Here is an 11297-nt window from a genome sequence, read left to right on the forward strand (position 1 = left end):
CGGTAGTAGTCCCGCTGGTACGGGGTGTCCGTCCACCACTCGCCCCCCAGCCGCTCCGGCCCCGCCATGGCCGTCACCCGGTGCCGCCGCCCCGCGAGCCGCGCCGCCAGCATCTCCCCGGACGCCGCCACCTCCGCGTCCAGCCGGGCCGGCCGGGCCAACAGCCGCGACGGCCGCTCCCGGGCCGCCCCCGTCTCGCGCCAGACAGTGACAGGCGCTCCGGGGCCATGGCCTTCCGGCGCCAGCGGGCCGGACGGGGACAACAGGCCCCGCCGCGTCTCCGGTGGATGGAAGGCCTTGGGCGTGTGCGCCGCCTCCGGCCGGTGCACCGGCTCCAGGGACGCGGCGAACAGCGCCTCCTCGCCCAGCGTCGTCGCCAGCCGCGACAGCACGCCCTCCAGGGCCGCGTCCCCCTCCGGCGCGTCCCCCAGCGCCAGCTGCTGGCCCAGGTCCTCGTCATGCGCGTCCACCCGCACGGCGACCTCCGCCACCGGCCGCTCCAGCCGCAGCTCCCCCAGCCGGTGCCGCGCCAGGTCCAGGAGCAGCTTCGCGCGCGCCGTGGGCCGCGCCAGCAAGAGCGGCACCTGCGCCTCGCCGGTGGGGTCCAGGCGCAGCACGAAGGTGAGCCGCACCGCCGCCCGCTGCCGCCCGGAGAGCCGCGCGCCCAGTCTGTCCAGCAGCGTCTTGAGCGCGAACTGCACGGGCTCGAAGGTGTCCGCGGGCGCGTCCAGCACCACCCGGTCCTCCAGCACCTCCTCCAGCGGATCCGGCGTGAAGGGCGTGTCGTCCACGCCCCGGCACCGCGCGTGGGCCCGGGCCGCGCTCGCGCCTCCGCGCGCCGTCACCGCCCCGGCCGGCAGCGCCGCCACCTCCCCCAGCGTGGACAGCCCCAGGACGGAGAAGGCCTTCGCCGAGCCGTCCTCCAGCGCGCTCAGGGGCAGCGGCGCCAGCGCGCGCGCGCCCTGCCCCTCCGCCACCACCTCCACGCGCCGGGAGCCATGCCGCGCCAGCACCCGCGAGGTGAACGCCTCCGACGCCACCGTCACGTGCGCCCGGTAGCCCTGCTCACCGCAGACCTCCAGCACGCGCGCGCCCAGCTCCGGCTCGCCCCCCGCCAGGTGCGCCGCGCTCGCGTCGAACCACAGCCCGTCCGGCGCGTCGCACTGGAAGCCCGGGCACAGGCCGAGCAGCGACTCCCCCAGGGACGCCAGCGCCTGGGCCTCGTCCTTCGGCCGGTACGGGAAGTGCCGCAGCCCGGGCTCCAGCGCGGTGGCCGCCGTCAGCGTCATCCCCGGCCGCACGCCGGCCTTCAGCGCGCGCGTGGAGGCGAAGGCCACCCGGCGCTGGCCGCGCACCTCCTCCACCAGCACCAGCGGCTGGCCCGACAGCTCGGGCGACTCGATGACCTTGCGCTGCACCGGGAAGCGCGTGACGTGCAGGTAGCCCCTCCGCATGCCTCACCCTCCTTCAGCGTCCGTCCTGAGACTGGGACTGGGACAGCGCGCTCCCCAGGGAGGGCATGGGCGCGTCACGGCCGGGACGCTGGCCCAGGATGCCCAGGCCGTTGCGCACGCGGTCTCCCGGGTCCCGGTAGAAGCCCGGCCCCGCGTCCCCCGGCGCTTCCGCGTCCGCGTCCAGCAGCCGCGCCCCGGCATCCAGCCCCACCTCCGGGTACAGCGCACTCCAGGGGCTCACGACGCGCGTTCCCACGCCTCCGCCCCGGCTGCGCTCCAGCTCCACGGACCAGCCCTGGACGCCCCGGGCCTCCAGCCGCAGCCGCGCCAGCCCGTCCGCGGGCGCCTCTGGCGACGTCAGGAGCAGCACCAGCGTCCCGCCCCGCGCCGCCGCGTCCGCGAGCTTGCGCGCCTCCGTCAGCGCCAGCCGCTCCGGCCGCCCCGGCACGCCCACGCCGAGCGTCAGGTCCACCACCACCGCCGTGAACGTCCCGCTGCGCGCCAGCTGCACGGCGGCCCACACCCGCTGCGCGAAGAGCTGGGGCCGCACGACGAGCAGCCGCTCCAGGTCCACGCCCAGCGCCGCCGCGGCGGGGGGATAGAGCTCCTTCGGCCCATCCACCCACGCGCACAGCCGCAGCTCCCGGTGCGCGGACGCCACCGCGCGCAGCGCCAGGCTGGTGCGCCCGGACGCCGCCTCGCCGCACAGCTCCACGGAGGTCCCCAGGGGCAGGCCGCCCTGGGGCAACAGCGCGTCCACCGCGTCCACGCCCGTGCGCAGCACCGACAGCGCGCGCCGCGGCGCCGCCTGCAGCTGGCGGATCCGTTCGCGCAGCTCCTCCACCACCGCCAACCCCGACCGCTCGACCGCCGCGCCCATCTGGCCTCCTCGCAGCGCGCACTCGCGCGCATGGGGCCAGTATCCGAAGCCGTCTGACACCCGAGCAGGCGGCATTCCGAGCGGACCGGACCTGTCGCGTCGGGTGCTTCACTCGACGGACAAGGGCGGATCCGCGCCCTTCTTTTTTTTCGCACCGGACATGACAGGTCACGAAAAAGGGCCCCGCGTGCTTCGCGGGGCCCTTCGTGAACGGCGTGCGCGGATCAGCTCCGGGCTACCCGGCGCACAGCACCTTCACCTCCACCTTCGTGTCGCCCACGCGCCGCAGGCACGGCCCCAGGAAGAAGATGCGCGCGGAGCGGTCGCCGCTGGGCGGCTCGTAGCGGAAGTCGCCATTGGCCGCGGTGCACGTCTGCACGGAGCCGTCCGAGCGCGTGACGTACACCACCGCGAGCCGCGGATCCGGCAGGTTCACCACGGCCACGCTCTGCGCCACCGTGGCCAGCTCCGCGATGTCCAGCAGCGTCTGCTGGTAGCTGGGCTTGCAGATGGAGTCCAGGTTCGCCCGCGTCGCGTCGAACGACTTCGCCATGTCGCTCTGCCGGTAGCCGGGCCCATAGGACGTCGGGCAGTCGACGTTGCGCACGTACGTGACGCCGCCCTCCGTCGTCGTCGTCACCTCCGCGCGCTTGTCCGTCAGCGCCACCGGGCCGATGGTCGCCCACAGCACCTCGCGCGACGCGCCCCGGCTGTCCTTGAGGCCCTGGAAGGCCTGGTAGTACTCCGACACCGGGGTCAGCTTGTCCCCCTGCTCGGTGCACGAATCCACCGCCCGGTCCTGCCCCAGGTACACCGGCGGCGGGCGCTGCGTGGAGCTGCAGTCCTCCTCGTCGGACACCACCACCACCAGCAGGCGGGCGTCGTCGCGCAGGAAGCCTCCGTTGCCTCCCTCCTCCGGGGGCTGGGTGGCCAGGGGCGAGGCGACCGCCAGCCGCACCGCCTCGAAGGGCGCCTCCTGCCCGCTGCCGCTCGTCCCCTGATCCACCAGGCGCTGGAACTTGGGCAGCAGGTCTGGATCCGAGCTCTCGATGAAGCGCTCGCCGGTGGGCTGCTTCGCTTCGTCCTTCACCGGCTGCAGCCGGCCTTCCTGATCCGGGAAGGCGCGGATGATGTCCGTCCCGTCCGCCACCCGCTGGCGCTGGTACACGGAGGTGGTGATGACCCCGACGCGGAAGTCCTGGATCACACCGCTGCCCTGCTTCAGCGCGGCGACGAAGGCGGGCAACTCCGTGGCGATGCCCTGCTGCTCCTCCGTCATGGAGCCGGAGTTGTCGATGACGAAGAGGATGTCCGTCTTCTGGGGGGCCACCACCGGAGGCGTCGCCTCGCAGCTGTCCGGGACCGTGGATCCGTCGTCATCCACGGGAGAGTGGCAACCGACCGCCAGGAGCGCGGACAGCGACAGCAGGTGGGCGCAGGTGTGGAGCTTCACATCGGCCTCCAGTGCGGGGGCGCGCGCTCGCGCACCGCATCAAGCGTGAGAGGGGGGCAAGCATGCCCCACCCCTTCGCCGGACGCGAGACTTCTGGGCCGTTAAAGGAGGAGCGTCGTACAGAAAACGAGGCACGGAAATAACGCACATCGCGTTTGCCATGTCCGGTTTGGTTGTTACGTTGGTTCATCCGCCGCAGAAAACAACCGGATGGTTCACCGGCCCGGCCGCTTGCTGACCGGGTTCAAGCAAGGAAGAGGCCGAACTCCCATGTCTGACGAGAAGAAGAAGGGCACCGCGGCCAGCGCCATGCCCACCGCGATGGCCCCTCCGGGGCTCATCAACAAGGAAGACATCCCGCAGGTGCTGCCCATCCTGCCGCTGCGCAACAGTGTCTTCTTCCCCGGCGGCGTGCTGCCCCTGGCCGTCGGCCGCCAGAAGACGATCGCGCTGATCAAGGACGCCGTCCGTGACGACCAGGTCATCGGCGTCGTGACGCAGCGCCGCGCCGAGGAAGAGGATCCGGGCGCGTCCGACCTGTACACGATGGGCACCGTCGCCCGCATCGTGAAGCTCCTGAAGATGGGCGAGGACAACTACTCGCTCGTGGTCCAGGGCCTCGCGCGCTTCCGCGTGATGGAGCTGGTCCAGGAAGCCCCCTACCTCAAGGCCCGCGTCGACGCGGTGGAGGACAAGACCTCCTCCGAGAACGTCGAAGTGGAGGCCCTGGGCATCAACCTGAAGAAGCTGGCGCGCGAGGTCATCGAGCTGATGCCCGAGCTGCCGGCCGCCGCCACGGAGCTGGTGGAGAGCATCACGCATCCGGGCCACCTGGCGGACCTCATCGCCGCCAACGTGGACGTGCCCATCGAGGAGAAGCAGGCCGTGCTGGAGACGGTCGACCTCAAGGCGCGCATGAAGCTCGTCCTGGAGCTGCTCAACCGCAAGCGCGAGATCCTCAAGCTCTCCAACAAGATCGACTCCGCCGTGAAGGGCGAGATGTCGAAGACCCAGCGCGAGTACTACCTGCGCCAGCAGCTCAAGGCGATCAAGGAAGAGCTCGGCGAGATGGGCGAGGAAGAGGAAGAACTCGACGAGCTGCAGGAGCGCCTGAAGAAGGCCGCCCTGCCTCCGGAAGTGGAGAAGGTCGCCCAGAAGGAGCTCAACCGCCTGAAGACGATCCCGGCGGCCTCCAGCGAGTACACCGTCGCGCGCACCTACCTGGACTGGATCGCGGACCTGCCGTGGTCCAAGGTGTCCGAGGACAACCTCGACATCGAGAACGCGCGCCAGCAGCTGGACAAGGATCACTTCGGCATCAAGAAGGTGAAGAAGCGCATCCTGGAGTACCTGGCCGTCCGCAAGCTGAAGAACGACATGCGCGGGCCCATCCTGTGCCTCGTCGGTCCCCCGGGCGTCGGCAAGACGTCGCTGGGCCAGAGCGTGGCCAAGGCCACCGGCCGCAAGTTCGTGCGCCTGTCGCTGGGCGGCGTGCGTGACGAGGCGGAGATCCGTGGCCACCGCCGCACGTACGTGGGCGCGCTGCCGGGCCGCTTCATCCAGAGCATGAAGAAGGCCGGGACGAAGAACCCGGTCATGATGCTGGACGAAATCGACAAGCTGGGCGCGGACTTCCGCGGCGACCCGAGCGCGGCGCTGCTGGAGGTGCTGGACCCGGAGCAGAACAGCACGTTCAGCGACCACTACCTGGACGTGGCGTTCGACCTGTCGAAGGTCATGTTCGTCGCCACGGCGAACCAGCTGGATCCCATCCCCGGTCCCTTGCGTGACCGCATGGAGATCATCGAGCTGACGGGCTACACGTTCGAGGAGAAGCAGGCCATCGCCCGCATCCACCTCGTGCCGAAGCAGCTCAAGGAGCACGGCCTCAACGGGGACCACATCGAGGTGCAGGACGAGGCGCTGCTCATCCTGACCACGTCGTACACCCGCGAGGCGGGCGTGCGTAACCTGGAGCGCCGCATCGCGGACATCTGCCGCGCGGTGGCGGTGGAGGTGGCCGGCGGCAAGCTGGACAAGCAGACCATCGGCGCCGAGCGCGTGAAGGAGATCCTCGGGCCCGAGACGTTCTACTCGGAGGTCGCGGAGCGCACGGAGGTTCCCGGTGTCGCGACGGGCCTCGCGTGGACCGCGGCGGGTGGCGACCTGCTCTTCATCGAAGCGACCAAGATGGCGGGCAAGGGCGGCATGACGCTCACCGGCCAGCTGGGCGACGTGATGAAGGAGTCCGCCACGGCGGCGCTGAGCTACCTGCGCAGCAAGGCGGAGTCGCTCGGCATCAACCCGAACTTCCTCGAGAAGACGGACATCCACCTGCACTTCCCCGCGGGCTCCATCCCCAAGGATGGTCCTTCGGCCGGCGTCACCATCCTGACCGCGCTCACCAGCCTGCTGACGGGCATCCGGGTGCGGCACGACACGGCGATGACGGGCGAGGCCACGCTGCGTGGCCTGGTGCTGCCGGTGGGCGGCATCAAGGAGAAGGTCCTGGCGGCGCACCGCGCGGGCATCAAGCGGGTCATCCTGCCCGAGCGTTGCCGCAAGGACCTGATCGACGTGCCGGAGCAGGCGAAGAACGAGCTGGAGTTCATCTTCGCCACGAAGATGGACGAGGTCCTCAGCGCCGCGCTGGAGACGTCTCCGTTCAAGGAGGGCGCCGCCATCCCGGCGACCACCACGGACACGCCCCCGGCGGAAGTCCGGGCGTAACGAGGTCCATGGTTTGAAGTGACGCGGGCAGGTTCCCTTCACCGGGGACCTGCCCGTCGTCTTTGCGGGGTCAGTGCGGGTGCAGGACGAGCGGCAGCGTGGCGGGCCCGCGCACCACCAGCGTGCGGTGCCACGTCATGGGCTCCGGGCCGGCCTGCAGGTGGCTGAAGGAATCCAGCAGCGCCTCCAGGGCCAGGCGGCCCTCCATGCGCGCCAGCTGCGCGCCCAGGCAGAAGTGGATGCCGTGGCCGAAGGGCAGGTTCTGCGGGCCGGGGCGGGACAGGTTGAAGCGGTCGCCGTCCGGGAAGTGCGCGTCGTCATGCGCGGCGGAGCCCAGGAGCACCAGCACCGGGGCGCCCTTGGGCAGGTGCACCCCACCCAGCTCCACCGCCTCCGTGGTGAGGCGCGGCGCGGCCTGGGCGGGCGGCTCGTAGCGCAGCACCTCCTCGATGAAGGCGGGGATGCGCGAGCGGTCCGCGCGCAGCTGGGTCCAGAGCTCCGGATGATCCCGCAGCACGACGAGGGACGCGCCCAACAGGTGCACCACCGTCTCGATGCCGCCCACCAGGAGGAGCGCCATGAAGGCGATGAGCTCGTCCTTCGACAGGGCCTCCCCTTCCACGCGGGCCTGTTGCAGCTCGCTGACCAGGTCCGTGCCGGGCGCGCGGGCGCGGGCCTCCAGCACCTCGCCGAAGGAGTGGCGCAGCTCCGCCACCGCGTCGCGGGCCCGCTGCTTGCGGTCCTCCTCCTCCGGCCGGACGGTGGTGACGCCGCCGGTGATCAGGTCCGCCCACTGCTTCAGGCGCGTGGCGCGCGACGGGTCCAGGCCCAAGAGTTCGCTGATGACCGCGGCGGGGATGCGCAGCGCGTACGGCGGCATCAGGTCCACGGGCACGCCCCGGGGCAGGTCCGCCACCGCCTGCCGGCAGAGGTCGCGCACGCGGGGCTCCAGCCGGGCCATGGCCGTGGCGCCGAAGGCCTTCTGCACCAGGACACGCAGGCGGGCGTGATGCGGCGGGTCCATGGTGAGCATGGACTCGGAGAAGGGGTTGCCGCCCAGCCACGGCGGGTTGGTGGCCACGCGGAAGCCCTGCGAGGAGAAGCGCCGAGGGTCCTTGAGGACGCGCAGGACGTCCTCGTGGCGCGACACGGCCCACATGCCACCGGGCTCCACCTGACACACGGGGGCCTCGCGGCGCATGCGGGCGTAGGTGGGATAGGGGTTGGCCTTCACTTCCGGCGACAGGAGGTTGAAGCGCTCGCTCATGGCAGGCAATACGCAAGCAGCGAACGTCTCTGGCACTCAAGACGAAGGAGCGGACGGAATGAAATACGCCAACCTGGGACACACGGGCCTGCGGGTCTCCCGCATCTGCCTGGGCTGCATGAGCTACGGCACCCCGAAGTGGCGCCCGTGGGTGCTGGACGAAGAGGCGGCGCAGCCCTTCTTCCGCCGCGCGGTGGAGCTGGGCGTCACCTTCTTCGACACCGCGAACATGTACTCGGACGGCGTCAGCGAGGAGGTGACGGGCCGCGCGCTGCGCAAGTACGCGAAGATGGACGAGGTGGTGCTGGCCACGAAGGTCTACTTCCCCATGGGCAGCGGCCAGAACGAGCGCGGCCTGTCACGCAAGGCCATCACCCAGGCCTGCGAGGCGAGCCTCAAGCGGCTGGGCGTGGACACCATCGACCTGTACCAGATCCACCGGATGGACCCGAACACGCCCATCGAGGAGACGCTGTCCGCGCTGGATCAACTCGTGCGTCAGGGCAAGGTGCGCTACCTGGGCGCGAGCTCCGCGTACGCATGGCAGTTCATGCGCGCGCTGAGCGTGTCCGAGCGCAACGGCTGGGCGCGCTTCGTGTCCATGCAGAACCACTACAACCTCGTCTACCGCGAGGAGGAGCGGGAGATGATCCCCCTCTGCGAGGCGGAGGGCGTGGGCGTCATCCCCTGGTCGCCGCTGGCGCGCGGGCTGCTGGCGGGTTCGCGCAAGTCACTGGACGACAAGGAGTCCACGACGCGCGCGGGCTCCGACACGCTGTCGCCGGTGCTCTACAACCAGCCCGGGGACTGGGACGTGGTGGAGGCGGTGAAGCAGGTGGCGGAAGGACGCAAGGCCCCGCCCGCGCAGGTGTCGCTGGCGTGGCTGTTGTCCAAGCCCGCCGTCACCGCGCCCATCATCGGCGCGACGAAGCCCGAGCACCTGGAGGACGCGGTGAAGGCCGTGACCCTCAAGCTCACGCCCGAGGAGGTGAAGGCGCTGGAGGCCCCCTACAAGCCGCACGCGGTGCGCGGCATGTAGGCCGGTGCCAGCAGGTGGACGCGCCTTTCAGCGCTCCTTCACGAGCGCGTCCACCTTCTTCTCCAGCGGCTGCACGTCCTCGAAGAACGAGTCCATGGAGCGCGCCGGCGCCACGCGCAGCACCGGCGGCAGGAGCGAGCGGGGGAACTCCAGCGACTCGCTGAAGGGCTCGTTGCCCAAAAGCTCCGACACGTTGGTCAGCGTCAGCACGCCCAGCGACGCGATGACGAGCCCGCGCACCAGCCGCGCCGAGCGCCAGCGCGTCACGTAGCGCAGGTGCCAGTACAGCCCCCATCCCACCAGCCCCAGCACCGCCAGCGTGCGCACGAAGCCCAGCCACGCGCCCAGCGAGAAGCTGAAGCTCAACAGCGCGAACAGCGGCGGCGCCACCGCGAAGCCCAACAGCAGCAGCGCGCCAATGGTGGCGTGCACCCGGAAGTGGAAGCTGCGCCGCGCGATGCGGCTCGCCAGCGACCAGCCTCCGGCCCACAGGAGCGCAAGGCCCAGCGGCAGCACGCTGGACAACAGCAGGTCGCCCCAGTCCGTCTTCCCGAACTGGGTCACCCGCTCCGAGATGAACGACACGGCCACCAGCGCCTGCATCGCCAGCGCGAAGGCGCGGGGACGTTCGAAGAGGCGCTCACGCGGTGAGGCCGGGGCCTCGTTGACGACGGTGTCCTCCACCATGAACGAGCGCGGACGGAAGCGCAGCACCGTGTCCCCCACGGACACGCGCGTGTCCGGGGTGAGCACCAGTTCCTTCAGTCGCGCCCACGGCTCCACGCTGAAGGTGCCGTTCACGCTGCCCACGTCGTGCAGCACCACCGCGCCGTCCTCGCGCCGCTCCAGGCGCAGGTGCTCGGCGGAGACCTTGGGGTCGTCCAGGATGATGTCGTTGGCGTAGCCGCGCCCCACCGAAACCGGCAGCTTGTCCAGCCGGTGGCGTGACTGGACGGCGTCCCCTTCCAGCACCTCCAGGAAGATCACTTCGTCCACGACAGGCCCTCCAGGTAGCGGCGCGCCAGCTTGCGCGCGTTCTCCGCGGAGAAGCCGCCCAGCGTGAGGCTGGTGTCCACGCCGTGCGTCGTCGCGTTCAGCGTGGCCGCGCGCAGCACCAGGTCGTAGAGGCCCGGGAAGCGGCGGTAGGCGCGCAGGCAGATGGCGGCGCGCACCGTGAGGCCGTTCACGTCCACGAACTCCGACTTGCAGCGGAAGTTGGTGACGTCCTCGCGCGTGGCGGCCACCGCGTCCGGGTCCTGCGAGAAGAGCGTGCTGTAGAGCGCGGAGAAGCGCATCGCGCCCAGCTTCTGGCTCTCCACGTGCTGGTGCAGGTAGGCCACCACGCCCGTGCGGTGGCTGGAGGACAGGAAGATGTCCTCCTCGGAGGAGCACTGGTAGCTCGTCACCGTGTAGGGCGTCTCCGGATCATGCGGCGTGTCGCCCCAGCACTTGAGGAACGGGCTCCAGCGGCCGGGGACGCGATAGGCGCCCAGCGCCTGCTTCGGCAGGTCCGTGGCCATCAGCCGGTCGGTGATGCGCTGCTGGTTGGCCATCAGCTGATCCTTCACGGACGTCATCAGCGCGGCGGAGTCCGGCGGAGCGCCCTGCTCCAGCGCCTTGTCCAGCAGCGTCCGCGCGCGGGCCACCGGCACCAGGAAGCCCACCTGGTTGCCCATGGTGGCCACGTTGACGCCCACGACGCCGCCCTCGCCGCTGAGCGTGGGCCCGCCGCTCATGCCGGGGTTGATGGCGCCGGTGAAGTGCACGCGCTCGTAGAGGGCGTCGCGCACCAGGCCGTTGTAGGTGCCCTCCACGATGGTGGTGCCCAGGTCGCGCGGGTTGCCCATGGCGAACAGGCGCGTGCCCTGCGGCGGTTCGTGCTCCTCCAGCTTGAAGAAGTCGCTGACGGGCGAGTCCACCTGGATGACGGCCAGGTCGCTGGCCACGTCCACCGCGAGCAGGCGCACCGGCACCGTCGCGTCGCCCCGGTCCAGCTCCGCCGTGTAGTCCTCCGGGTGGAGCACCAGGTCGGAGACGACGTGGTAGTTCGTGAGGGCGTGGCCCTTCGCGCTCACGAAGAACGCGGAGCCGATGGAGGACTTCGTGCCGGAGCGGCGCTCGATGATGCGCACCTGCGCGACGCGGCCCTGGATGCGGCGGAACAACTCATGCGTGGCCGGAGGCAGTGACGCCACCGGCAGGGGCGGCACCACCGCGTCCGCGACGCCCGCGTCCGGCGCGGGAAGGACCGGCGGCGCCGGGGACGCCGCGGCCTCCGGAGGGGCCACGGGCCCCTGCGCGAGCACGGCGGCAAGGAGAAGGGAGTACATGGGCGGCAGGCACCGTATCCCACCGCGAGCCCCACTGGGGGACGCTGTCGCCCCCTGTTGAGAGGGCTCAAGAAGCGGCCGGCCCCTCCCCCTGCCGGCGGCGGCGCCAGGCCGCGTACGACACCACCAGGGCCCCCGCCAGGG

Annotated in this window: 8 protein-coding genes; 2 read left to right on the top strand and 6 right to left on the bottom strand. The window is 71.3% G+C overall.

The annotated features are described in order from the left end of the window. The 3 genes from D7X55_RS26485 to D7X55_RS26495 all read right to left on the bottom strand — a co-directional run. Nucleotides 1-1454 (bottom strand): DNA polymerase Y family protein (locus tag D7X55_RS26485; RefSeq protein ID WP_147470211.1); only part of this gene is annotated, 1454 nt, incomplete at its 3' end. 13 nt (nucleotides 1455-1467) lie between these two features. Further along, nucleotides 1468-2334 (bottom strand): ImuA family protein, encoded by an 867-nt coding sequence (locus D7X55_RS26490; protein WP_121724518.1) that lies wholly within the window; start codon nucleotides 2332-2334, stop codon nucleotides 1468-1470. A 235-nt stretch (nucleotides 2335-2569) separates the two neighbouring features. Continuing rightward, nucleotides 2570-3787, bottom strand: coding sequence for a VWA domain-containing protein (locus D7X55_RS26495; RefSeq protein WP_120547557.1), 1218 nt, complete (start codon nucleotides 3785-3787; stop codon nucleotides 2570-2572). A gap of 270 nt (nucleotides 3788-4057) precedes the next feature. On the opposite strand from D7X55_RS26495, the gene lon reads away from it, so the two are divergent. Beyond that, a complete protein-coding gene (gene lon / locus D7X55_RS26500) occupies nucleotides 4058-6517 on the top strand; it encodes an endopeptidase La (protein ID WP_120547556.1) in 2460 nt (819 codons plus the stop codon). Between the two features lie 70 nt (nucleotides 6518-6587). Here the strand turns inward: lon and D7X55_RS26505 are convergent, their stop codons facing one another. Continuing rightward, nucleotides 6588-7784 (bottom strand): cytochrome P450, encoded by a 1197-nt coding sequence (locus tag D7X55_RS26505; protein ID WP_121724519.1) that lies wholly within the window; start codon nucleotides 7782-7784, stop codon nucleotides 6588-6590. 58 nt (nucleotides 7785-7842) lie between these two features. Here D7X55_RS26505 and D7X55_RS26510 point away from each other — a divergent pair, with 58 nt between their 5' ends. Beyond that, the gene (locus tag D7X55_RS26510) at nucleotides 7843-8823 is read left to right on the top strand and encodes an aldo/keto reductase (RefSeq protein WP_121724520.1); all 981 of its coding nucleotides are present in this window, start codon (nucleotides 7843-7845) and stop codon (nucleotides 8821-8823) included. Between the two features lie 27 nt (nucleotides 8824-8850). Here the strand turns inward: D7X55_RS26510 and D7X55_RS26515 are convergent, their stop codons facing one another. Then, entirely contained in the window at nucleotides 8851-9819 is a 969-nt protein-coding gene (locus tag D7X55_RS26515) for an FHA domain-containing protein (protein WP_121724521.1), read from the bottom strand. Continuing rightward, nucleotides 9807-11153 carry a serine protease gene (locus D7X55_RS26520; protein ID WP_120547552.1) on the bottom strand — a complete coding sequence of 449 codons (1347 nt, stop codon included), beginning with the start codon at nucleotides 11151-11153 and terminating at the stop codon, nucleotides 9807-9809. Before D7X55_RS26520 ends, D7X55_RS26515 begins: the two co-directional genes overlap by 13 nt. Nucleotides 11154-11297: the final 144 nt, after the last annotated feature.

The organism is Corallococcus sp. AB049A (assembly GCF_003668885.1).
GTDB classification, from domain to species: Bacteria; Myxococcota; Myxococcia; order Myxococcales; family Myxococcaceae; genus Corallococcus; species Corallococcus interemptor.

Coding starts and splice junctions, on each gene's coding strand:
- D7X55_RS26510 (WP_121724520.1), top strand. CDS start 7,843: ATGAAATACGCCAACCTGGGACACACGGGCCTGCGGGTCTCCCGCATC.
- lon (WP_120547556.1), top strand. CDS start 4,058: ATGTCTGACGAGAAGAAGAAGGGCACCGCGGCCAGCGCCATGCCCACC.
- D7X55_RS26490 (WP_121724518.1), bottom strand. CDS start 2,334: ATGGGCGCGGCGGTCGAGCGGTCGGGGTTGGCGGTGGTGGAGGAGCTG.
- D7X55_RS26505 (WP_121724519.1), bottom strand. CDS start 7,784: ATGAGCGAGCGCTTCAACCTCCTGTCGCCGGAAGTGAAGGCCAACCCC.
- D7X55_RS26520 (WP_120547552.1), bottom strand. CDS start 11,153: ATGTACTCCCTTCTCCTTGCCGCCGTGCTCGCGCAGGGGCCCGTGGCC.